This is a genomic window from Bradyrhizobium sp. BRP19, from assembly GCF_020194195.1.
GTDB lineage: Bacteria > Pseudomonadota > Alphaproteobacteria > Rhizobiales > Xanthobacteraceae > Bradyrhizobium > Bradyrhizobium yuanmingense.
In genome coordinates this window covers 373,311-396,149 of the sequence record NZ_JADYVZ010000002.1, presented here as the reverse complement: position 1 = coordinate 396,149, position 22,839 = coordinate 373,311, and the positions used below count along the sequence as shown (strand labels likewise).

The 22,839-nt window shown below is 63.2% G+C and carries 23 protein-coding genes; 13 read left to right on the top strand and 10 right to left on the bottom strand.

What is annotated here, in order from left to right; all coding sequences use genetic code 11:
• Positions 1–108: 108 nt before the first annotated feature.
• The gene (locus I6F36_RS07605; RefSeq protein WP_036000218.1) at positions 109–360 is read left to right on the top strand and encodes a hypothetical protein; all 252 of its coding nucleotides are present in this window, start codon (positions 109–111) and stop codon (positions 358–360) included.
• Here the strand turns inward: I6F36_RS07605 and I6F36_RS07600 are convergent.
• A complete protein-coding gene (locus tag I6F36_RS07600; protein ID WP_225171237.1) occupies positions 357–917 on the bottom strand; it encodes a bifunctional transcriptional activator/DNA repair enzyme AdaA in 561 nt (186 codons plus the stop codon). The genes I6F36_RS07605 and I6F36_RS07600 overlap by 4 nt on opposite strands.
• Before the next feature lie 129 nt (positions 918–1,046).
• Here I6F36_RS07600 and I6F36_RS07595 point away from each other — a divergent pair, with 129 nt between their 5' ends.
• Both I6F36_RS07595 and I6F36_RS07590 read left to right on the top strand, forming a co-directional pair.
• The gene (locus tag I6F36_RS07595; protein ID WP_225149538.1) at positions 1,047–1,463 is read left to right on the top strand and encodes a nuclear transport factor 2 family protein; all 417 of its coding nucleotides are present in this window, start codon (positions 1,047–1,049) and stop codon (positions 1,461–1,463) included.
• A gap of 85 nt (positions 1,464–1,548) precedes the next feature.
• Positions 1,549–2,463, top strand: a complete 915-nt coding sequence (locus tag I6F36_RS07590; RefSeq protein WP_225171236.1) for a DMT family transporter — start codon at positions 1,549–1,551, stop codon at positions 2,461–2,463.
• A 6-nt stretch (positions 2,464–2,469) separates the two neighbouring features.
• Here the strand turns inward: I6F36_RS07590 and I6F36_RS07585 are convergent, their stop codons facing one another.
• Entirely contained in the window at positions 2,470–2,820 is a 351-nt protein-coding gene (locus tag I6F36_RS07585) for a zinc ribbon domain-containing protein YjdM (protein ID WP_036000193.1), read from the bottom strand.
• 232 nt (positions 2,821–3,052) lie between these two features.
• Between I6F36_RS07585 and I6F36_RS07580 the strand changes: the two genes are divergently transcribed.
• The 7 genes from I6F36_RS07580 to I6F36_RS07550 all read left to right on the top strand — a co-directional run bounded on the left by I6F36_RS07580 (position 3,053) and on the right by I6F36_RS07550 (position 7,897).
• A complete protein-coding gene (locus tag I6F36_RS07580) occupies positions 3,053–3,505 on the top strand; it encodes a pyridoxamine 5'-phosphate oxidase family protein (RefSeq protein ID WP_225125607.1) in 453 nt (150 codons plus the stop codon).
• Between the two features lie 93 nt (positions 3,506–3,598).
• Positions 3,599–3,958: a cytochrome c gene (locus I6F36_RS07575; RefSeq protein WP_036000186.1), complete on the top strand. Its 360-nt coding sequence runs from the start codon at positions 3,599–3,601 to the stop codon at positions 3,956–3,958.
• A 236-nt stretch (positions 3,959–4,194) separates the two neighbouring features.
• Complete coding sequence (locus I6F36_RS07570; protein WP_225125604.1) at positions 4,195–4,599, top strand: VOC family protein; 405 nt, start codon at positions 4,195–4,197, stop codon at positions 4,597–4,599.
• 115 nt (positions 4,600–4,714) lie between these two features.
• Positions 4,715–5,362: a cell envelope biogenesis protein TolA gene (locus I6F36_RS07565; RefSeq protein WP_225125603.1), complete on the top strand. Its 648-nt coding sequence runs from the start codon at positions 4,715–4,717 to the stop codon at positions 5,360–5,362.
• 261 nt (positions 5,363–5,623) lie between these two features.
• The gene (locus I6F36_RS07560) at positions 5,624–5,905 is read left to right on the top strand and encodes a hypothetical protein (protein WP_109143935.1); all 282 of its coding nucleotides are present in this window, start codon (positions 5,624–5,626) and stop codon (positions 5,903–5,905) included.
• A 222-nt stretch (positions 5,906–6,127) separates the two neighbouring features.
• Positions 6,128–7,168 (top strand): acyl-CoA desaturase, encoded by a 1,041-nt coding sequence (locus I6F36_RS07555; RefSeq protein WP_225125601.1) that lies wholly within the window; start codon positions 6,128–6,130, stop codon positions 7,166–7,168.
• 225 nt (positions 7,169–7,393) lie between these two features.
• Positions 7,394–7,897 (top strand): hypothetical protein, encoded by a 504-nt coding sequence (locus tag I6F36_RS07550; protein ID WP_225171235.1) that lies wholly within the window; start codon positions 7,394–7,396, stop codon positions 7,895–7,897.
• A gap of 187 nt (positions 7,898–8,084) precedes the next feature.
• Here I6F36_RS07550 and I6F36_RS07545 read toward each other — a convergent pair whose 3' ends face one another.
• On the bottom strand, positions 8,085–9,098 hold the full coding sequence (locus tag I6F36_RS07545) for a hypothetical protein (protein WP_225125600.1): 1,014 nt from the start codon (positions 9,096–9,098) through the stop codon (positions 8,085–8,087).
• A gap of 314 nt (positions 9,099–9,412) precedes the next feature.
• Here I6F36_RS07545 and I6F36_RS07540 point away from each other — a divergent pair, with 314 nt between their 5' ends.
• Positions 9,413–9,712, top strand: coding sequence for a hypothetical protein (locus I6F36_RS07540; protein ID WP_225125599.1), 300 nt, complete (start codon positions 9,413–9,415; stop codon positions 9,710–9,712).
• A gap of 184 nt (positions 9,713–9,896) precedes the next feature.
• Here I6F36_RS07540 and I6F36_RS07535 read toward each other — a convergent pair whose 3' ends face one another.
• Positions 9,897–10,682 carry a phasin family protein gene (locus tag I6F36_RS07535; protein ID WP_225171234.1) on the bottom strand — a complete coding sequence of 262 codons (786 nt, stop codon included), beginning with the start codon at positions 10,680–10,682 and terminating at the stop codon, positions 9,897–9,899.
• Positions 10,683–10,725: 43 nt separating this feature from the next.
• Between I6F36_RS07535 and I6F36_RS07530 the strand changes: the two genes are divergently transcribed.
• Positions 10,726–10,992, top strand: a complete 267-nt coding sequence (locus I6F36_RS07530; RefSeq protein ID WP_025575662.1) for a DUF2312 domain-containing protein — start codon at positions 10,726–10,728, stop codon at positions 10,990–10,992.
• 207 nt (positions 10,993–11,199) lie between these two features.
• Here the strand turns inward: I6F36_RS07530 and I6F36_RS07525 are convergent, their stop codons facing one another.
• The 3 genes from I6F36_RS07525 to I6F36_RS07515 all read right to left on the bottom strand — a co-directional run bounded on the left by I6F36_RS07525 (position 11,200) and on the right by I6F36_RS07515 (position 16,839).
• Entirely contained in the window at positions 11,200–11,715 is a 516-nt protein-coding gene (locus I6F36_RS07525) for a ParB N-terminal domain-containing protein (protein WP_225125596.1), read from the bottom strand.
• A 253-nt stretch (positions 11,716–11,968) separates the two neighbouring features.
• On the bottom strand, positions 11,969–12,868 hold the full coding sequence (locus tag I6F36_RS07520) for a nucleotidyltransferase domain-containing protein (RefSeq protein ID WP_225171233.1): 900 nt from the start codon (positions 12,866–12,868) through the stop codon (positions 11,969–11,971).
• 200 nt (positions 12,869–13,068) lie between these two features.
• Positions 13,069–16,839: a vitamin B12-dependent ribonucleotide reductase gene (locus I6F36_RS07515; protein WP_225171232.1), complete on the bottom strand. Its 3,771-nt coding sequence runs from the start codon at positions 16,837–16,839 to the stop codon at positions 13,069–13,071.
• 767 nt (positions 16,840–17,606) lie between these two features.
• Here I6F36_RS07515 and I6F36_RS07510 point away from each other — a divergent pair.
• Positions 17,607–18,506, top strand: coding sequence for a DMT family transporter (locus tag I6F36_RS07510; protein WP_057029046.1), 900 nt, complete (start codon positions 17,607–17,609; stop codon positions 18,504–18,506).
• Between the two features lie 19 nt (positions 18,507–18,525).
• Here I6F36_RS07510 and I6F36_RS07505 read toward each other — a convergent pair whose 3' ends face one another.
• The 3 genes from I6F36_RS07505 to I6F36_RS07495 form a co-directional block, all read right to left on the bottom strand.
• Positions 18,526–20,325, bottom strand: a complete 1,800-nt coding sequence (locus tag I6F36_RS07505) for an adenylate/guanylate cyclase domain-containing protein (RefSeq protein ID WP_225171231.1) — start codon at positions 20,323–20,325, stop codon at positions 18,526–18,528.
• A gap of 8 nt (positions 20,326–20,333) precedes the next feature.
• Entirely contained in the window at positions 20,334–21,305 is a 972-nt protein-coding gene (locus I6F36_RS07500) for an ABC transporter substrate-binding protein (protein ID WP_225135955.1), read from the bottom strand.
• A 582-nt stretch (positions 21,306–21,887) separates the two neighbouring features.
• Complete coding sequence (locus I6F36_RS07495; protein ID WP_225171230.1) at positions 21,888–22,748, bottom strand: LysR substrate-binding domain-containing protein; 861 nt, start codon at positions 22,746–22,748, stop codon at positions 21,888–21,890.
• Positions 22,749–22,839: the final 91 nt, after the last annotated feature.

Genomic DNA, 22,839 nt, shown 5'->3' with positions numbered 1-22,839 from the left:
GGCATAACGTCATGCATTGCATGCGATGTTGCAATGCGGCGGTGTATGTCGCACTGCAGCAAAATACGCCTAAATAGGCTCCGACTCTCAAACCTCGGAGCATCACCAATGAACAAAAAGACCTTGTCGATCGCCGCCTTCCTGACGATCGCGGGCGGTACCGCGGCTTTCGCCGCCGAGCTGCCGACCTATGAGGCCAACGGATTCCCGGTTTCCCCGCTGCAGTTGCGAGTGCTCGGTGCCGCACATGTCGAGCAGCAGGTCGCAGCGCCAAGCGCAATCGCCTCGGTCCACCAGGCGAAGGTGCTCAGCCCGCGCAAGGTGAAGACCGCGGACGTGATCACTGGCGCGGGCCGCTAAGCTCGCCGCGCGCGCAGGCTTGACGGCGAGCGGCCGTAGAGTTCGGCGAAGGCGGCGTTGAACCTGCGCAGGCTGCCGAACCCGGCCTGGAATGCGATAGCGGTCATGCTGTCATCGCCGGCATCGAGCAGGTGCTTGGCGCGCTGGACACGCAGTGTCTTGGCGAGCTGCTGCGGCGTAGCGCCGACATGGCGCTCGAACAGGCGCGCCAGGTGACGCGACGAGATGCCGAGCCGCGTCGCGAGATCGACCATCGAGCCTTCATCCAGCGCGCCGTCATCGATGAGCCTCATGGCCCGGGCCACCGTGGAGCGCGTGCCGTTCCAGGCCGGGCAGAAAGGAGCGGTCTCGGGACGGCAGCGCAGGCAGGGCCGGAAGCCGGCGGCCTCGGCAGCCGCAGCCGTCGGATAATAGACCACATTGCGCGCCAGCGGCTGCTTGGCCGGACAGACCGGCCGGCAATAGATGCCCGTGGTCTTCACCGCCGTGAAGAAGCGGCCGTCATAGCGGGGATCGCGGCGCAGGCGCGCGGCGTTGCAGACATCAAAGCTCAACATGATCGCATGGTAGCGCATGGGGGCGGCGGCGGAAGGGCTGCCGGATGACCGAGTCTGATTGTGGCGAGCCGCGGCGCGCCTCGCGGCCTAGAAGGCGGTTCTCATCGCAACACGGCCGGAGACCCCATCGTGACCAGCCCGAGAGACGTCGTACTGAACGCCTGGAAGACCTTTTCGTCACGCGATCCCGAGCGCATCGCGGCACTCTTCACCGAAGACGCCGAATGGATCGCGCCGAAGGGAAATGCCACCGCCGTCGCGCTCGATCATACCGATCACATGGTGGGAGCGCACCAGATCGCCCGCTTCATCGCCAAGGAAATGCACAGGCTGTTTTCGAGCATCGATATCACGTTCCGCGGCGTCTATGTCGACGGCGATGTCGTGATCGTGGAGGAGCGGATGCGCGCCACGCTGCCGGGCGGCAAGCCGTACGAGAACGAGTATTGCTTCGTGTTCGAGGTGGTGGGCGACCGGATCAGGCAAGTGCGGGAATACATGGATACGCGCAAGGGATGGCGGATGGTCTTCGATGAGGGGCTGTAACACGCGTCGTCGGCATCGCCCTCGCGTGACAGCCCTGCAGCCGCGTGGGTTGAGCGGCTCAGCGAGCCGACATATCGAGTGATCCATGGATCAGCGGACGAGCGGCGCCGACGCTCAGAAGAAGGATACCGCGCCGGCACTGCTCGGCGTGGTCTGCGGGCTTGCCGCAGCGCTGTTCTGGGCGCTCGGCTTTGCCGCCACGCGGCACGGCCTCAAGGCCGGCTTCACGCCGGTCGATCTGCTGGTGCATCGCTATGTCTGGTCGGGGATCGCCTTCCTGCCCCTCGTGTTGCGCGCCGGACTCTCCGATCTCTGCGGCATCGGCTGGGGCAGGGGGCTCGTGCTGATGGTGCTCGGCGGTCCCGTGATGTCGCTGATCTCGTACATCGGCTTCCTGTTCGTCCCGCTCGGCCATGGCAGTGTGATCCAGCCCTCTTGCGCCACGCTCGGCGGCCTCCTGCTCGCGGCGGTCGTGCTGAAGGAGCGGATCTCCGCCTCGCGCCTGACTGGCGCGCTCGTCATCGTCGGAGGCCTCGGCGTGATCGGTGCGGAATCAATCGGCCACATCGGTGCCGACGGCATTCAGGGCGATCTCATCTTCGTGCTCGCCGGATTCATGTTCGCCGGCTTCGGCGCGATGCTGCGTCGATGGCGCGTCTCGGCCGTGTCGGCTGCGCTCGTGATCAACGTGCTGTCGCTGCTGCTGGTGCCGGTCTACGTCGCCACGGTGGGCCTCGCCCACATTGCGTCGATCGGCATGACCGAGAACGCGATCCAGGCGCTGGCGCAGGGCGTGCTTGCCGGCCCCGCCGCGCTCTATCTCTACGCCGTCTCGGTCCAGCGTCTCGGCGTCGCCCGCGCCGCGGTGTTTCCGGCCTGCGTGCCCGCGCTGACGCTGCTCACGGGCTGGTTGCTACTTGGCGAGCCGCCCACGATGCTTCAGACGGCAGGCCTCGTGACGGTGCTGAGCGGGTTCTACCTGGCGCAGCGGCAAAGCTAGCGGACCTCACGCCTTCTTCACGAACTCCGACTTCAGATTCATCGCGCCGATGCCGTCGATCTTGCAGGCGATGTTGTGGCCGTCGCTGGCGTCCTGCAGGCGGATATTGCGCACCTTGGTGCCGCCCTTGACGACCGAGGACGAGCCCTTGATCTTGAGATCCTTGATCACGATGACGCTGTCGCCGTCGGCGAGCACATTGCCGTTGGCATCGCGCACGCCCGCATCCTGCGCCGTGTCCGCGACCGCGTCCGCCGCGCCGCTCCATTCATGGCCGCATTCCGGGCAGACCCAGAGATCGCGGTCCTGATAGGCGTGCTCGGAATTGCAGGTCGGGCATTTCATCGTGTCGGTCATGACGGGTCTTGTCTCGCGCGTTCGTTCGCGGCGCGACCGTAGAGGCGGGAACCGGGAAAGCAAGCAAAAGCTGCGCACGGCGCGGGCTGGCCGCGCCTGCCGGTGCGATATCACCGGGCGATGCCTGCCGACGCTTTCAACAGGCGACATCGCCGGCGCGCGTTGAGCTGCATCAACGGCACTGCGCGCGGGGATCGTATCGTGTCTTCAGGAATGACCGCCGGAGGCAGCGATGGACGACACACTCAGACGAAAAATCCAGACCTTGCTGGACCAGCACCGCACGATGCGGATCGCGACGCTTCGCGCCGATGGCTGGCCGCAAGTAACGACCGTCGGCTATGCCAACGACGGTTTCACCATCTACTTTCTCTGCGGCCCCGACAGCCAGAAGGCGCAGAACATCTCGCGGGACGAGCGCGTGTCGCTGGCGATCGACGACGATCCGGCGCAAGTGATGGAGATCACCGGCCTGTCCATGGCGGCGCGGGCGGTGGCCGTGACCGATCCAGCTGAGGCCGAGAAGGCGATCACACTGGTGATGGCGCGCTATCCCGAGCAGAAGGCGATCGGCCTGCCCATGCCGAAGCCGTCCGAGGTGCGGCTGATCCGTCTCACGCCGACGGTGATCTCGCTGCTCGATTATTCCAAGGGATTCGGCCACACCGACCTCGTGACGTGCTGAGGACGCGAGCTGCGAGCTGGCTTGACGCAGATCAAGCTGGCGTCGTGGTGCACATCTAAGCTGCTCCACGATTCAATGCCGTGAGGTCGGGCGATGTCGCACAATGTTCGAATCTCCATCGGCATCGCCGTCCTGATCGCGCTGTCGGTGCTGTTTCTCTTCAGCCTCGTTCACACCGCCGCCGGGGCGCCGAGGCCCGGCTCGCGCGCGGTCGCCGCAGGTCATCGCCTGGCGCAGGCGTGGTGCCAGTCGTGTCACGCGATCGAGCCGCACATGGCCGGCTTCTTCCAGGAGGCACCGAGCTTCCAATCCATCGCCGACCGCAACGGCACCACCGCGCTCTCGCTCAAGGTGTTCTGGCGGACCAGTCACCAGACCATGCCGAATCTCGTGATCTCGCCGGAGCAGGCCGAGGTGCTATCGGCCTATATCCTGAGCCTGAAGCGCAATTGAGGGCCGGCTCAAGCAAGTGTTGCGAAAACAACCCCATGCACAGTAGCCATCCCCATGGAATTGCTCGGGGTTTTTCCTCACTTCGGTAAAATCGAACAGGATTTGACCCGTCGGGCAAAACAATGGCATGATGCCATCGTGGAACGCGGTCGGGGGCGTCGGGTGCGGCACCATCCCGGATTACGCTTGCGCTCCATCCGGGCTACGCTCGCGCCTCAACTTGCGACGAGCCGCTCATGAGCTTCCTCCTCAACATCGATGTTCCCGACGTGGCGAAAGCCACGACGTTCTACACCGAAGCCTTTGGCCTCTCGGTCGGCCGCCGCTTCGGCGCCGACTTCGTCGAGCTCAACGGCTGGCCCGCACCGGTGTATCTCTTGACCAAGCAGGCCGGCACCATCGGCGCCGGCGGCGACCCCCGCCGCTATGAGCGGCACTGGACGCCGGTGCATATCGACGTCGTCGTCGACGATGTCGACGCGGCCGTCGCGCGTGCCCTCGCTGCGGGTGCGATTCTGGAGGTGCCGGCGAGCGATGCGCCCTATGGGCGGATCGCGATGCTGGCCGATCCGTTCGGGCACGGTTTTTGTCTGTTGGCGTTCAGCGCGCAAGGGTATGACGCGTTGCTGGAAGGTGCGTAGCCTGGATGGAGCGCAAGCGTAGTCCAGCGCCGAGCGTGCCGCGCGACCCCGGATTGCGCTTTGCTCGATCCGGGCTACGCTCGCGCGCGGAAAGCTGCGCCGACATCGGAGCGACATGCCAAAGAAGCTGAAGACCTACCAGACCTCGCTCGGCTTCTACGATCAGGCGATCGCCGCGCCCTCGATGAAGGCGGCGCTTGCCGCCTGGGGCGCCAGCTCCAATCTGTTCCATCAGGGCGTCGCCAGGGAGACCGACGATCCCGATGTCGTCGCCGCGACCATGGCGAAGCCGGGCGTGGTGCTGAGGCGCCCGGTCGGCTCGGACGGCCCGTTCACCGAGAGCGCGGAGCTGCCGACTGATCTCGGCGCAGGTGAGGCCGAGCCCAAGCGCAAGTCCAAGAGCAAGGCCGAGAGCAAACCGACGTCAAAGAAGCGTCCCGCCAGGACGGCCCGGAATGCATCCCGCGAGATCGATGATGCGGCCGCCCGCAAGGCCGCAGCAGCTTTCGAGAAGGAGGAGCGACGGCGCGAGGCAGCGCGTGCCAAGGAGGAGGCCGCCCGCGCCAAGGAGCGTGCACGGCGCGACAAGGCGGTTGCCGCGGCGGAAGCAGCGCTCGACAAAGCAACACGCGAGCACGAAGCGAAGGCCGAGGCGATCGAAGCCGAGCGGGCCGCGCTCGAGGCGCGCGCCGAAGCCGAGCAGGAGCGCTGGGACAAGCAGAGGCACAAGCTGGATCAGGCCCTGCGCCGCGCGCGTGAGTGAGCGGCAGGTGCCGACGTCCGGGACTTCTGCTGCTCATCCAGACCACTCTTGCGTCATACTCGGCCGTCATTGCTAGCGGAGCGAAGCAATCCAGGCTCCCTCCGCGGAAGGACTCTGGATTGCTTCGTCGCAAGTGCTCCTCGCAATGACGGGGAGAGGTCGGAGCGCCAAAGCGCACAGCGCTTATGTCCGCACCTCGCGCGAAATTTGCTTGCCTCGCCTGGCATCCTTTTGCACTCTCCGCGCGAAGGAGACCAACGCATGACCAAGATGACTGCCGCCTGCGCGCTCGGAACCGCCCTGGTGCTGAGCGGCCTTGCAACCTCGGACGCCGAAGCCCGGACGCGGAGAGCCGTCGTCGTTCGCGCGCCGCAAGAGCGGCTCGTCATCACGGCGCCGGTGCTGAGGCCGACGCCTTGGGATTACAACATCGTGCCACGCTATCGTTACCGCCCCGAGCACGACCGGGTCGATCCCTACGGCCCGCCCTTGGTGCCGTCCTATGTGCGCTATGAGGGATGGCGCTGGCCGTATTGGTGGTGAAGGCACCGACCGACGCCAAAACTGATCGGCGCATGCGCTCGGTGAGCTGAGCAGAGGCACGACGTGCATCTGCTCGTCATGATCGCCACTCTCTATCGCAGAGAAGCGAAAGCGGCGGGGCTGCGCCGCCCGTGCTCCTACGGCCGCTCGGGTCCTTGCCTCTGATAACCAGGGGTTGTACGCTGCACTGCAGAAAAGTGCAGTGTAAATGGATCGGCTGAAATGAGCGTGGTTGAGAGCGTGGCGTCCGAGCAGCTTGCGGAGCCGAAAATGCCGCCGGGCGTGCTGACCGAAGGTCCGGTGGTCGACGCCAAGTTTCGCGATTCCTACATCTCGTTCGCCATCATGGTCGGCGGCTCGATCGCGGCGCTGGTCTGGGCCTTCTGGCAAGGCATCGGCTGGGTCGAAGTCTCGGTGTTCGCGGGCACGTTCATCATGTCCACGATCGGCATCGGCTTCATGCATCGCTACTTCGTGCACCGCAGCTTCCGCTGCGGTCCGGTGATGCGGACGATCTTCGCCGCGCTCGCGACCATGGCGGTGCAGGGCTCGATCCTGAAATGGGTGAGCAACCATCGGCGGCACCATCTGCACTCCGACCGGCCCGGCGACGTGCACAGCCCCTATTACGACGGCGGCGGCCATCCCTATACCAGTTTCGCCAAGGGCATGACGCATGCGCAAGGCGGCTGGGTGTGGGACCGCGAGACCACCGATGCCAGCTACTACGCCAAGGACATCCTGGCCGACCCGATCGCGATGTTCTTCACCAGGACGCGCTGGTACTGGTACGCGCTGTCGGCGCTGATCATTCCGGGCGCCATCGGCTACGCGTTTGGCGGCGTGCGCACGATGATCGGCTGCATCCTGTTCGCCGGCCTGTTCCGCAGCTACCTCATGACCATGGCGACCTCGCTGGTCAACTCGGTCTGTCACAGCGACGGCCGCTGGGGCTACCGCCGCTTCGAGACCCATGACGGCACCACCAACGAGCTGGTGACCACGCTGCTCACCTTCGGCGAGGGGCTGCACAACAACCATCACCGCTTTCCGCGCGACGCCTACATCTCGCACGCCTGGTACGAGGTGGACATCAACGGGCTGATCATCCTGGGGCTGGGGAAGCTCGGGCTGGTGCACGATATTTTTGCGGCGGGCGATGCCGGCCGCCATCGTGCTGCGGATGCAGGGCGGGGCGAGCCTGCGCCAGCCGCCGTCGGAAATGCCTTCGACGCCGACGACCGTCGCTCCCCCGGAACGTAATCGTGCCCGCCATGGCCCGGCGCCGATGCGGCGGGGAGTGCACTTCGAACAGGTGCGCGGATAAATTGAAGTTTGATGGCTCGCCGTCTCTGCGTGCAGAGTTGGCGATCGGGTAAAAGTGGCAAAGTGAAGACTGTCAAGAATACATAGAGGTAGAACGGCATTTATCCCCGTAATAAACCCAATACTGCTTGGGGTTTCTTTGCGCGTATTGGGAGGACAGTCATGGCAAGTGTCGAACAATTGCACAGACGGGACGGAGTGAACTTGGTCCAACTCGAAGCCGACATCACTTCGATCCGGTCGGGGAGCTCCATTACTTCAGTTAATCTGCCTGATTACGTCGAGCACACCGCGGGGGTGTCCCGGGTCGGTGCGCTCAGTGCAGAAGCGGTCATTCGCGACTATGAGTCCGCTGCAAAAGAGATCGAGGCCATGGGCGCCGAGTTGATCGACGCCGCGCAAAAATGCGAGGCGCTGACGGCCCAGGTTCATGATGCGATCGCCTTCATGCGAGAAACGGCGGCAGGCTATCGTGAAGAGGGACGCAAGATCTTCAAGCGTATCGAAGAATGCGCGCTGTTCACCGAAGACGTTCGCAAGACCTGCGAACAGGTCAAACGCAGAATGGCTGAAGTCTCGGTCGGCCCTTCCGATGAGGAGCTTGCGCCGCAAGAGCCCGAGCTGACGGGGATCGCGGCCAAGGTGACGATGAGCGAGATACGCTGAGGGGAGCGTGGGTGCGTAGGGTGGGTTAGCTGCGCGACTGCGCGAGGCGCAGTTCGCGCAGCGTAACCCACCACCTCTGCCTCCGCGGAAATCAAAGAGGCGGGTTACGCCAGCGGACTGCGCTTCGCGCCGCCGCAGGCTAACCCACCCTACGCACTTCAAATCCAATCGCGCCTTCGAAACGGGCTCACCAATCCGGATCGCCGTAATAGTAAGGGTCGGCCATATAGCGCGGCGGCATCCAGGGGCCTCGCGGCGGCGGCCTCGGCCGCCGTGGCGCGGCGTCCGGTAGGTGCGCCCGGGCACGCGCAGCCGTGTCGTTGCTCACCACGCTGCGCACGACGGGCTTGGCGGGTGCAGAGGCGGATGGCGCCGATGACGCGCTCAATTGCGTTTGCAACGCCTGGACCTGCGCGGCGAGGCGGGCATTGTCCGCCGCGTCCTTCTCCTGCGCGGCCTTGAGCTGCTCGATGGTGGCGGCCTGGTCGCGCAGGGTCTGCTCGCTGCGGCTCTTCAGCTGCTCGAGCTTGTCGTTGATATTCGCAAGCTCGCTCGTGATGGCCTTGAGCGATTGCGCGAGCTCGGACGATGACGGCTCGGCCGCCGTGGCGGCAGGCTTCGGGGCGCTTTCGGTGTCCTTGGGCCCCGGCGGCGCCGGCACCGGGCTCGGCTCATCCGCGGCCGCCAGCAGCACCGTCGCCGGCTGCTCCGGACTTTCCGCGGCGGTCGCTTGCGGGGGTGCGCTCGCGGGTGGAGCCCATCGCGCCATGATGGACTTGCCGATCGATGTCGCCTCGTCGCCATATTGCGATGCGACGGCGGCACCGAGGAGGCCGATCGCCATCACGAGAATAGCCAGTGCGCGCATCATGGCCTTGTCTCCCCTCAGGCCCTGATCGCGTACCTTGGTGTTTAGAACCTTGGCTTCCGGCGTCGGCGTCTTCTTTCCTGACGTGGCGGCTGCCGTCGAGGCGGCGCTTGCGTGCGAGGTCCGCGGGGCTTCGCTGTTGCGTTCCATTCCGGAAACCAGCCGGTCCAGCCGCGCGAGGTCTTCCTCTGCGCTTTTGATCCGGTCGTAGGCCCGCGCCAGCCCACCGTCGGCGCGCGCCTCGTCCGGCTTGGACGCATCAGGCTTGGCGATATCAGGCTTGGCGTTATCGGTCTTGCCGGTATCAGGCTTGGGGTCGTTCGTGTCAGGCATCGATGCGCTCTCCATCCGGTCGGGCGTCAATGGGAGGCAGTCCGATCAAGGATAGGTCTCGCCGCTGTCAGACACAACGCGTGTGCAAAGGAGAAATTATGACGGGCGAGGGAGCGGGCGGCGTGAGGGCGTAGGATGGGTTGTCGCCGCGACTGCGCAAAGCGCATTTCGTAGGGTAGTCGAGCGGATCGAAGCTCATCAACGAATGACGATCCCAGGGGCGTCCAGCCCCGCGGCGCCATGAACGTTCGCTGAGGGGAACGGGCGCTAGTCCATTCCGTTTCCTTTGAGGGGGCTTGTTCGAGGAGGACAACATGAAAGCAACGATCATCGCGCTTTCGGCTGCCGTTGTCATGGCTACCGCACCAGCCGTATTTGCTCAGGGCGTATCGAGCAAGACGCCAGGTCATGAGATGCAGCAAATGGGCAAGAAGGGCGAGCCGGGCGCTTCCAGCTACGCTCCGGGACACAAGAAGAAGCAGCACGCGAAGTCCTCGAAGAGAACCAGCCCCGGCGCGTCGAGCTACGCTCCAGGACGGACTACAGGGCAAACCACAGGTCAAACCACAGGCGCGGGCACCGGGTCGACCACCGGCACGAAGTCAGGGTACTGAACTCCAGGCGGTCCTCAGGCGCGTAGAGTGAGTTAGCTCCGCGACAAAGCGCAGGTCGGGTAGCGCAACCCACCTCTTTAATCTCGGCGGCGGAGAGGTGGTGGGTTACGCCGGCGGACCGCGCTTCGCGCAACCGCCAGCTAACCCACCTTACGTCCCGCGGCGCCGCAATGTGCACCCGTCGTCAGTGACGTATCGTGCGGATTTCGAGCGTGGTCTGGGTGAGCCTGGCCACGAACCCCTCAAGATGCATGACCCTTTCTCTGGTCAATTGTTCATGCAGCTCGGTGATCTTCTGGGATTCGGCGACAAACGAGTCGCAGGCCTGTTTCGCGTACGCCATCTGAAGCTCAAAGGCCTCGACGGGTGAACGCGCCATAGCGAGCTTTCCCAGGAAGCTCCAGGCTTGCTCAAGCGAGGTCCTGATGTAGTCGCTATAGGCGTCGGCAATCGCCTGCGTGCTGGCCTCCAAGGGTTCGACCGGTGCGACGGGTGGGCTTGCAGCAAGCTCCATCCCGGAAGCCTCGTCCGGCAAGGCTGCAGCCGAAGGTATCTCCGCACTGATCGGTCGGCTCGGCTCTTGCCCGGTCTCGTGCCTGGTCTCCGCCGGGGCATCCGGCAATTGATGCCCTGCACTTGCGCGTTGCTCGCCGGCCCCGGCGCGTTGTCCCGCCTTCTTCTTGCCGCCGCGCCGGCCGGATTTTCCCCTTGGCTTGTTGTCCACCGCACTCAACATTGCAAATGGCTCCTGAATATCGATGAAGCCGCGAGCCTCCGTCGCGTTTGCGCTGAAATCGCGATTGTGGGCTGTCGCTTGCGTGGCGGCCATGTGGTGAGATTTTGCCGCCGCATCTTCGATGCATCCGGCAAGAAGTCGCCGATCCAGATAGCTGGGGGGTGGTCGCCTGTCCCGGGTATCGCTGCGGCGCGATGGCATCGGGTGCGGCAACTCGGTTAACACATTGGTCATTTCTTTGCGGGCATTTTCACGACCTCAGTCAGCAAGAGGCACCATGTCCGATATCACCATTCCCGGCGGCAAGATCCGTTCCTTCGTCGAGCGGATCGAGAACCTCGACAGCGAAATGCAGGAGTTGAGCGAACAGAAGAAGGAAGTCTTCGCGGAAGCCAAGGGCGAAGGTTTTGACGTGAAGATCCTCAAGGAGATCATCAAGCTGCGCAAGGAAGACAAGAACGAGCGCGACGAGCGCGAAAGCCTGCTCGACCTCTACATGCGCGCGATGGAGACGGCCTCGCCGGAGCAGGCGAAAGCGGCGTGAGACGGGCGGGTTGATCGGTGAGGAGGGCCGCGATCGAAAGGATTGCGGCCGTCATGCGGTAGAAGCCATGCAAGGTGGAGCGCAGCAGAACGGTCGTTCCGGGGGCGCGAAGCGCGAGCCCGGAATCCATTGCGCCACTCGTCGTGCCGCCCGATGGATTCCGGGCTCGCGCCCAAGCGGGCGCGCCCCGGAATGACGGGGTGGCCATCAATAGCGGCCGCCGCTGCCCTTTTGCTGCGTGATCCAGTCCGACAATGATTTCGGTTTCGATTTCACAATCCGGCCCGGTGATGCCTGCGGCTTGTCGCGGACGCCTTTCGCCGGACGGGTGCGCGGCGCTTCCGACTGCCTGACGCCCTTCAAGGCAGCCGCCGATGCCTCAGCGGCTTCCTTCTCCAGGCGCAGCTGTTTCAATCGCGCCATCTTGATGCGTTCTGCCTCGACCTCGGGTCGTTCGGCGAGCTGCGGCTTGTGCTGGGCAAGCTCAGCCGGGACCAGAACACCGAGAATGGTCGTCTCGCCGAGCGCCTTGCAGGCCTCGAGCCGATGCAGTCCCTCGACCAGAACCAGGCGGTCTCCGTCGCGCCGGACGGAAATCGGGACCTGTTGCCCGATCTCCAGCATGCTTTCCGCGATCTCCCCGACGGTCTCGGGCTTGACGGCCTTCTTCTGCTTGGTCGGAACGAAGATCTTCTCGATCGGGAAGCTTTCCGGTTTGGGCATGACTTTACTCCGCTTCTACCGGGCTCGTCGGAACCGATGACGGTGACGGTCGAGTTTAGGAGGGAAGGGCTCGACCGCAAAGGCAATTTCGGCGGTTGGGATTGATGAGCAGGGAAGCCGGAACCAAGCTGCGATCACGGAGGGTAGTGCACTCGATACGGAGCGCATCCAAAAGTGAGCGGAATTGGCTGATTTGGCGATGACAAACCAATTTCGTGCACCGTCGCCGTAACTCGACGGGCCACGATTGCTACTACGAGCTGGTTTGAGAGCTAGAGCCAAATGCCTGTTGGATGGATTGCGTCGTAGCAGTTCCGACAAGTATGGACTGAAGCTCCTTCACATAGGAGGAGAAGCGTTCGATCATCTCGCGAGCACGCGGCCGCTCTTTCGGATCAAGCACGCTGATATAGCCGTTCAACTCGTACTGCAGTCGTCCCCAGCGCCCGCACAACGCAAGGACGAGATCTCGCTCCTTGTGCACTAAGCGTATTGCAGCCCCCTCCGGCTCATGGGTCAGCCTGAGTAATAAAGCCAGTATTTCCTCACCGATAAGGCCGGCCGGATTCGACAGAACACGACTTTGTTGCCGTGCCAGCAACAGTAATTCTTCGAGAATACGATCGTGCTCTAGCTTCTTCTGCTCGTGACGGGGTAAATAGCTATTCGTCGTTTCTCGCAAGAGCCTGTTGTAAATGTTCACGCCGTAAATTGGTTTGCTCTCTAGGAGAAGCAGCATTCGCGCAGTGAAATGGTTGTGATAATCGTCAGCAGGACTTCCGAGATTTTCGAGTATATCGTCGAGAAACAACAGCTTTAGAAAGTGTCCATCGTTTGAGAATTTAGGAAAATCCATGTCGTAGCCGATTTCAACTATCTCCGAGAGCAGCCGAATTTCAGGAACTCTTATTTCATCGAAATAGCTGCGAGGCTTCGCAAGCACAAAAAACAAATCGATATCTGAGTATTTGCTAGCTTCTAATCGACCGTAAGAACCCGCCGCGTAGATCGTTAGGTGTTCGAAGGCTTTCAGGTGACGAGCCTTTGCTAGCCGTGTGGTCAGCACGTCTAGTTTTGTTTTAGATTCCGTCATCCGCACGTCGAAGCGACGCTGGACGATGTTAGGAAGCTCGATCCCGTCAAATCTGGTCATCACTCCCCCGAATCAGAAGATGAACGTGATTGAAATAGTCGGACTGCATTCGCCGCCCTTTTTTAATCTAATACTACCTAGTTATGTTCAAAAAACCATAAGTTGCAATATGTGAATGAAAGAAGGGCGGCCTCGCGGCCGCCCCTTGCAGATACCTGAGCACGTGCGGGTTCTACTGTCGATCGGCGTTAGCTATCGTCTTACGAACACCCCGTCGTGCTTCCGCAAGTATCGCACTTCATGCACGTCCCATTCCGCACCAGCGTGAAGTTGCCGCACTCCGAGCACATCTCGCCCTCGTAGCCCTTGGCCTTCGCCTCCGCGCGACGCTCGGCCCTGGTCGGAGCCGCGGTCGCGCCGCTGCCGGCCTTGCTCCATTGCAGCGCTTCCAGCTTCTCCGTCGGAGACAGATCGTGCTGGGCTTCCTGCTTCAGGGCGACGGCGCCTTCGATGGCGTCGCCGACGCGGGCGCTAGCGCCGTGGGCGGCCAGCGCCGTGACCCGGCTGCCGCCTGAGGGCGCGCTGTCGTTGCCTTGGCTGACCGCGGCCGAGCCGCCGCGCATCACGACGAGGTTGTCCGTGCGCGAGCGGGTGAGGCCGCGCGAGACCAGCTTGGTCGCGTGCTGGCCGCCGTCCTCGTCCGGCTCCTTGCCTTCCTCGACGCCCTTGCCGAGCGCGTCAAAGCCCGTCTCGTTGGGATCGACATGGGCGAGGTCGAAGCGCGAGAGATAGCTCACCGCGAGCTCGCGGAAGACGTAGTCGAGGATCGAGGTCGCGTACTTGATGCTGTCGTTGCCCTGCACGGGGCCCGCCGGCTCGAAGCGGGTGAAGGTGAAGGCGTCGACATATTCGTCGAGCGGCACGCCGTATTGCAGGCCGAGCGACACCGCGATGGCGAAGTTGTTGATGAAGGAGCGGAGCGCCGCGCCTTCCTTGTGCATGTCGATGAAGATCTCACCGAGACGACCGTCATCGTACTCGCCGGTGCGCAGATACACTTTATGGCCGCCGACGACCGCCTTCTGGGTGTAGCCCTTGCGGCGATCGGGCATCTTCTCGCGCTCGCGCATCACGACGATGCGCTCGACCAGCTTCTCGACGACCTTTTCGGCCACATGCGTGGCGCGCGCCGCCATGGGTTTTTCGTGCAGCAGCTCGACCGCATCGTCCTCGTCCTCATCGTCGCTGATGAGCTGCGAGTTGAGCGGCTGTGAGAGTTTGGAGCCGTCGCGATAGAGCGCGTTGGCCTTCAAGGCGAGCTTCCACGACAGCATGTAGGCGGACTTGCAGTCCTCCACCGTGGCGTCGTTCGGCATGTTGATTGTCTTGGAGATCGCGCCCGAGATGAAAGGCTGCGCCGCCGCCATCATGCGGATGTGGCTCTCGACCGAGAGATAACGCTTGCCGATCTTGCCGCAGGGGTTGGCGCAGTCGAACACCGGATAGTGCTCGGCCTTGAGGTGCGGGGCACCTTCCACCGTCATCGCGCCGCAGATGTGGACGTTGGCGGCCTCGATCTCGCGCTTGGTGAAGCCGACGGCCTGGAGCAGGTCGAAGCCGGGGGCTGCGATCGCCTCCGCGCCGATGCCGAGCTGGTCGCGGATGAAGTCTTCGCCAAAGGTCCACTTGTTGAAGGCGAACTTGATGTCGAAGGCGGTCGGCAGGGCCTTCTCGACCTTGGCGATGGCTTCGTCCGTAAAGCCCTTGGCCTTCAGCGTGGTGACGTTGATGCCGGGGGCATTCGCCAGCGAGCCGTGGCCGACGGCGTAGGCCTCGATCTCCGCGATCTCGCTCTCGCGATAGCCGAGCGCGCGCAGCGCGGCCGGCACGGCGCGGTTGATGATCTTGAAGTAGCCGCCGCCGGCGAGCTTCTTGAACTTGACCAGCGCGAAGTCGGGCTCGATGCCCGTCGTATCGCAGTCCATCACCAGGCCGATCGTGCCGGTCGGCGCGATCACCGTGGTCTGGGCGTTGCGATAGCCGTGCTTCTCGCCGAGCTCGAGCGCCGCATCCCAGGCTGCCTGGGCATGGCTGACGAGGTCGGCTTGCGGGCAGGAGACGAGGTCGAGCGGCACCGGGTTGACGCTGAGCGCCTCATAGCCGTTGGACTGGCCATGCGCCGCGCGGCGGTGGTTGCGGATCACGCGCAGCATATGCGCGGCGTTCTTCTTGTAGCCGGGGAAGGTGCCGAGCTCGGCCGCGATCTCGGCGGAGGTCTTGTAGGTGATGCCGGTCATGACTGCAGTGAGGGCACCGCAGAGCGCGCGGCCTTCCTTGCTGTCATAGGGCAGGCCCATGGTCATCAGCAGGCCGCCGATATTGGCGTAGCCGAGGCCGAGCGTGCGGAACTCGTAGGAGAGCTCGGCGATCGCCTTCGACGGGAACTGCGCCATCATCACGGAGATTTCGAGCACGACGGTCCAGAGCCGGCAGAGATGCTCATAGCCCTCGACGTCGAAGCGCTTGGTGTCGGTGTTGTAGAACGTCAGCAGGTTCGCCGAGGCGAGATTGCACGCCGTGTCGTCCAGGAACATGTATTCCGAGCACGGATTGGACGCGCGGATGTCGCCGGACGCCTTGCAGGTGTGCCAGTCGTTCATCGTGGTGTTGAAGTGCAGGCCGGGATCGGCCGAGGCCCAGGCGGCGTAGCCGATCTTCTCCCAGAGGTCGCGCGCCTTCAGAGTCTTCGTCACCTTCTTCGAGGTGCGGGCGTTGAGATTCCAGTCGCCGTCGGTCTCGACCGCGCGCAGGAAGTCGTCCTTCAGCGAGACCGAGTTGTTGGAGTTCTGGCCCGAAACGGTGAGGTAGGCTTCGCTATCCCAGTCGGTGTCGTAGGTGTCGAACTGGATGTCCTTGTAGCCTTGCTTGGCAAACTGAATGACGCGCTTGATGTAATTGTCGGGCACCAGGCTGCGGCGCGCGAGCTTGATCTCGCGGCGCAGGGCAGGGTTCTTCTCGGGGTCGAAGCAATCGTCGCCCGAGCCTTCGCAGTTGACGCAGGCCTTCAGCACGGCCTTGAGGTGCTTCTGGTTGATCTTGGAGCCCGTGACGAGGGCGGCGACCTTCTGCTCCTCCTTCACCTTCCAGTCGATATAGGTCTCGATGTCGGGGTGATCGACGTCGACGACGACCATCTTGGCGGCGCGGCGCGTGGTGCCGCCGCTCTTGATTGCGCCCGCAGCGCGGTCGCCGATCTTGAGGAAGCTCATCAGCCCGGAGGAGCGGCCGCCGCCGGAGAGCTTTTCGCCTTCGCCGCGCAGGCGCGAGAAGTTGGAGCCGGTGCCGGAGCCGTATTTGAACAGGCGGGCTTCGCGGACCCAGAGGTCCATGATGCCGCCCTCGTTGACGAGGTCGTCGCCGACGCCCTGGATGAAGCAGGCATGCGGCTGCGGATGCTCGTAGGCCGACTTGGACTTGGTCAGCTTGCCCGTGAAGGGGTCGACGTAATAATGGCCCTGGCCGGGGCCGTCGATGCCATAGGCCCAGTGCAGGCCGGTGTTGAACCATTGCGGCGAGTTCGGCGCGACCATCTGCATGGCGAGCATGTAGCGGAGCTCGTCGTAGAAGGCCTGGGCGTCGTCGTCGCTGGTAAAATAGCCGCCCTTCCAGCCCCAATAGGTCCAGCAACCGGCGAGGCGGTCGAACACCTGCTTGGCCGAGAGCTCGCTGACATAGCGCTCCTTCTCGGGCAGCGCATTGAGCGCGTCGGTGTCGGGCACGGAGCGCCACAGGAAGGACGGGACGGATTCCTCCTCGACCTTCTTCAGGCGCGCGGCAACGCCGGCTTTGCGGAAATATTTCTGGGCCAGCACGTCGGAGGCGACCTGCGACCACTCGCTCGGCACCTCGACGTTATCAAGCTTGAACACGACCGAGCCGTCGGGATTGCGAATCTCCGACGTGGTCAGGCGGAATTCGATTCCCGCATAAGGTGACTGTCCCGCAGTGGTGTGGCGCCGCTCAATCCGCATGGTCTTGCCCCGTCCTTTTCTTTGACCGGTCCCGCCCCTCGTTGTGGGCGTGCCGGGTCGTCATTGCATTCGCGGCGCCTTCGGCCGTTCGGCCTTGGAGCACCGCAGTTCAGCCGGTGGATCCGGCCCTGTTTTTTCCCGGCGCGAGCTCGATGCGTCGCATCGATCATCCCGCCGGCATGTCCACACCCATCCGCCCCCAAGGGGATGTGCGCGACATGCGTTCAACGCCCCACAACGTCACTTCGTCATCGATGCCATCCGAGCCTGTTGCCGGCCCGTTCTGGCGCCCCGAAGAGCCTCTCATTCCGAGGGCAGACAAGCCCTCATCCGCAGCCTTTGGCCGGCTGGCGGAGCTGAAATTTGCGAGACCCTTTGGGGGAGTGCCGGCGGGACGCAAACTCACTCGCGCCGAACGGACCGAAAGCTAGGACTCTCCGCTGCGCCCGTCAAGAACTAGTGCGAGTTCCTGAATCAAATACTAAATATGGTGGATTGCGGGGGATAACAGGGGTCTTCGCCGCGCCTGTCGTGGACCCAAGTATCAGTGAGTCCTCAGGGATTCCCAACTGAAAAAATTTGCATGCCGTGATGACGCGGGGCCTTCATCCCGCTGTTCACAGGCAGGTATATTTTTGAGCAATGGGATTGCGTCAGCAGGACTCACGTAGCCCTACGGACGGTGAGGGCAGGCATGCCCGCCAAAGCGGTGGTGGGACCCGCGAATCCGGGCCAAGGTGACCGCTCGATTTGCCGGGCTAGCCGACATGCTTGATTCGACGACGCCGGGCGTGCGGCCGCGCATCGCCCCGGCCGGCCTGATGTTCCTTGCGATCACCTCGATCGGCTGGGGCTTCAACTGGCCGGTGACGAAATTCCTACTTGCCGAGCTGCCGCCTCTGACACTGCGCGGGGTCACCGGTGTGCTCGGCGCGCTGCTGCTGGCGCTGCTTGCGGTGATCCGGCGGCAAAGCCTGTACGTGGAGGGCGCGATCTGGCCGCGCCTGCTCACCTCGGCCGCGCTCAACGTCACCTGCTGGATGGTGCTGATGGGGCTGGCACTGCTCTGGCTGCCGGCGAGCGAGGCGGCGCTGATCGCCTATACGATGCCGGTCTGGGCCTCGATCCTCGCCTGGCCGGTCCTGGGCGAGCGGCCGACGGTCTTGCGCACGCTTGGGCTGGTGCTGGCTTTCGCAGGGCTTGCCTCGATCATGGGGGGCAACGGCCTTGCCGCCAGCACGGAAAAGCTGCCGGGCATCATCATGGTGCTGGTCGGTGCGTTCGGCTTTGCCCTCGGCACCGTGCTCTCAAAGAAGTACCCGATTCACCTGCCGCCGCTCGCGGCGGCAGCCTGGCAGATCGGGATCGGCTGCCTGCCGATCTCGATCGTCGGCCTCCTGATCGAGACGACGCATTTGTCGCATGTGACGCCGCTCGGCTGGTGGCTGCTGGTCTATTCGGTCGTCGGGCAGTTCTGCATCGCCTATGTCAGCTGGTTCGCAGCACTGGCGCGCCTGCCGGCCTCGGTCGCCGCGATCGGCACCATGGCGGTGCCGGTGATCGGCGTCGTGGCCTCGGCGGTCGCGCTTGGCGAGCCGCTCGGGGCAGGGCAGATCGCGGGGCTGGTGTTTACGCTCGCCGCGGTGGTGCTGGCGACACGGGGGTAGCCGTCCGGACGCCGGGTTATCAGTGGTCCTGAGCCTCTTTCTCTCGCCTCCGTTGTGCCAAGCCCGGCAGTTTCGACGGAAGGTCAGCAGGTGCGACGGCAAAGACCTCGAGAGCCTGGTCGTAGCCTTTGATGGTCCGCTGTCCGAGCGATGCCATCGGGACGCTATCCCTTACCCTTTCAGCGATCGTGGGATCAGCCAGGATCTGCGCGTCCTTTGCGAGATTACAGAGCCGCGACGCCAAATTCACCACGGCTCCCATCGCCGTGTAATCCAGCCGGCCGTTGTAACCGACCGTTCCTACCGTTGCCGGTCCCATGGCAACGCCCACACCAAAGCCGATCGCGTGGCCGGCGTCACACCATTTGCCGGCAAGGGACTGAACCGTCATTTGCAGGTCGATCGCGAGGCGGACCGCTTGAGTTGCCGGCTGTTCGCATGCGATCGGGGCATTGACCAGCAGCATGACTCCGTCGCCATCAAAGCCGATGAGCGTTGCCTCGTGACGAGTCGTCACGGCGCCGACGGCCTCGTAGTACTCTCGCATGACGGCCATGATGACATCGGGTTCATTGCGAGTGGAGAACGCCGTGAAGCCGCGCAAGTCGCCAAAAATGACAGCCACTTCACGGCGCTGCCCTTCGAGCAGTTCGTGAGAATGTTCGACCAATTCGGCGACCTGTGATGGCAGGAACTGCTTCAGCCGTTCGATCCGCGCAGATTTCTGCTGCGAGATCGCCAGTTCAGAAGCCATTTCATTGAAACGCAACGCCAGCTGCTGCAACTCGTCACCGCTGAAGATTTTGATGCGATGCTCGAATTGTCCGGTTCTGATCCGCTCCACGCCCTCTTCCAGTTGCTTGATCGGACCGGACATTCTGTGCGCGCGCCAATAGGCGAGCGCCAGCGCGACAAGAACACCAAAGGCAATGAGAATTGACGAGCGCCACAAGGCCGCCCGAATTGATGCAAAGGCTTCCGCGGTTGGCTGCATCGCGATCACCGTCCATCCCACATCGGCGGCCTGAACGGATAGCGCCACCACCGGGTTGCCTCGCTCCCCGGTTATCACCGCCGCTCCGCTCGCCGCGCCAACGAGATGCTTGATCCGGCCAAAACTGCCGGAGCTGGCGCGGCCGCGCAGAACCCGGCTGATATCGGGATGTGCGATCAGATGACCGGAATCATCGACGACAATGGCGTAGCCGGTCTCGCCGATTCTAATGGCTGCGATGACATCCCAGATCAGCTTCAGATTGACCTCGGCGATCGCAACCCCTGCGGCCGGCAGGCTCCCGGCAACCGCGATCCTCATATAGGGCTCTGAATCTTGCTGGTACTGAACCGGTCCGTACCAGACTTTGTTGCCGCGTGCGCCCAGAACAGCGGGATCCGCAGACATATCGATGCCGCGCCCGGTCCTGTTCAGAAGCAGCCTGGAAACAAAGACCCGTTCGGTGCCGGTCTCATCCAGAAGCGAAACCGAAGCGATTGCAGGCACCTGCTGGAGGAGACGCAAGGCATCGATCTTATGTTGCGCATCGTCTCCGGCAGACCAGGGAAGCTGCACCATCCAACCCAGCTGATCTCGCATGCCATCGGTGAACGCCTCGATCCTGTCGGACGCCGCGCGAGCATCGGCCTGCAGCACCGCGCTGATCTGGCGACGCTGGTCTCGGTAACCGAAAGAAGCCTCGACGGCCGCGCCGAGTATCAGAGGCACGACCGCAGCGACAAACAACGTCGCGAAGTACTTGCAGAACAGCGAGCGACGCGGAGGCATCGTACACGAAGAGGGCTGCGCAGCACCGTCCTTCATAGCTACTCTCAGGAGATCACCTTGCTGGCGCGAAACAGGATCGACGACACATCCAGCTTGATACCCAGAAGCCTGGCTGTCTTCATATTGATTGCCAGTTCAAACTTCTCGGGACGCATTACCGGAAGATCTGACGGATATTCACCGCGCAGGATGCGATCGGCATAAGTGGCAAGCCGAAAATAGGTCGTGCGCTGGTTTGCGCCGTAACTCAAGAGACCTCCAGCGTCACAATATTCAGACCAGCCAAACATCGAAGGCAGCCGGTGCGCGATTGCAAGCTCCGCAATCTTCGCACGATGCACCAGCGTCACAGCATCGGGAAACACGAGGAGAGCATCCGCGTCCACCTTGCCGGCAGCCATCAACCCATTCTCGATTTCGCGCGCGCCGCAGAACGGAACGTAGGCTGCCTCTATCCCAAGGTTTCGGCACGACTCCAACGTCGCACGCCATTCCAGCGGCTCTCCCGGATGATCCGTATTCGAGAAGACCGCCAGCTTTCGCAGCTTTGGATAAATGTCCTTGAGCAGCTCAACGCGCTTTCCTGCCAGCTCGAGCGACAGGAATGTGCTGCCGGTGAAATTGGTGCCGGGGTGAGCAAGGCTCTTCACCACACCCAAAGCGACGGGGTCGCCGCTCAATGCAAACAGCACTGGGATGTCGGTGATTGCAGTCATGCCGCGTGTCGCCGGACCGCTCGAGACCACAAGGTCGACATCCCCTCGCTGCAACTCGGAGACGATCTTGCGCAGTGCCTGCGGATTTCCAGGGGCATAATGCGTCTCGAAGGTTACGGTCTTGCCTTCGACATATCCCAGGGCGCGCATTCCATCGCGAAAGCCGTCCAGGAAGGGATCCGGTTCGGACTCAGTCGAGACCCAGAAGATTCGATGCAGCTTGGCTCCGCCCTGCGCCCGTGCGATCGCAGGCCAGGCCAGTCCTCCACCGATCAACAAGATGAACTCTCTTCTTTTCATGCGAGCACCTGTCGAAACTGGGCCGGCAGTTCCGGCCGCAGACCAAGGTCCGAGCCGTGCATCTAATGACTGCTGCGCTCCGCAAGCGGACTGTCGCGCCACCGGCTCCGACATTTGTCCTCGTGAGCATGCTCAGAGACTGGGCTGACGAGACGATTTGTCCTTGAGATGCGCTTGATTTTTACTTGAGACCGCCGGATCAAGACCAAAACGGCCTTACGCGTTGCATGGCGCGGTGTCCGAACACCTCCGGCGGATCCGCGCGAGCTACGGCGTCTCAAAAGGACAGTTGGAACTCACATCCTGCGCCAGTGCCCACGACCTCACAGATTGGGTGACTGCAGCGCCCTCGGCAACTCACGGGCTAGCGCGTGTACTCATACGGGCTAGGGGGTGTACTCATAAAGGCAATGTTCGCTCCTGAGGGACGAGCGGAGATATTCTGATCTGCCAGAGCATCACTGCTTGTGACCCAGAGCCGTCATGAGACCGATGCGCTCAATACCGCCTGACGGATCCTCATCATTGCGAGATGAACCAATCTGTACCCTGGGGTTTGGACCCGCAACGGAACATATGGCGCTAAATCGTCGGGCGCGCTGGCGATTGCCCAAGTGCCAGAAGCGCTGCGGCCAGCGCCGCCGCGGCCTTTTCGGGCCGGGCTTTCTCATAGATTGCGAACTCAAGGTCAGGAAGGCGCGGCAGCCCCTCTTGCGATCCCAGAATGCGCAAACCTGCAATGACCGCGCTCGCGGGAAGCGGCGTGATGGCGAGACCAGCGAGCGCCGCCGCGCGCACACCTGTCAGGCTGGGGCTGGTATAGATGATCTCCCACGTCAGTTCGCTGTCATTTAGCGCGGCGAGCGCTGCCTCACGCGATACTGACCGCTCGCGATAGAGCGCCAGCGGCAGCACCGCGCCCGGAACCAGATCAAACGCGTCGGCGGCGGCCCAGACCATGGGTTCGCGCCAGACCAGGCGCCCACGCGACGTACCGAGCGGACGCTTAGCGAACACGACGTCGAGTCGTCCCTTGTTCAACTGCTCGATCAATTCCGCACTAACGCCGATCTGCACCTCGAGCTTCACGCTCGCGTGCAACATGGCGAAGCGTCCCAGCGCCGATGGCAGCGAGCCGCCGGCGACTTCCTCGATCACTCCAAGACGCACGGCTCCTGACAAACGCGGCGCTGACAGACGATGGCGGGCCGCCTCCTCGAGTTGCAACAGACGACGGGCGTCACCCAGCAGCATCTCTCCATCGTCGGTCAGCGCGACGCTGCGGGTCGTGCGCCGGAACAGCGGACGTTTGGTTTCAAGCTCCAATCGCTTGACCTGCTGGCTGATGGTCGACTGCGTCAGATTGAGCCGTTCGGCGGCGCGGTGGAAGCCGCCGCAATCCGCGACGGCAACAAAGGAACGCAAAAGCTCGAATTCCAGCATGCCGATTGATCCAAATTCATGATCAATCATATTACAAAATATCGTTTCTATAATCAATACTGGTCACCTAACTTCTGCATCGAAGACAGCG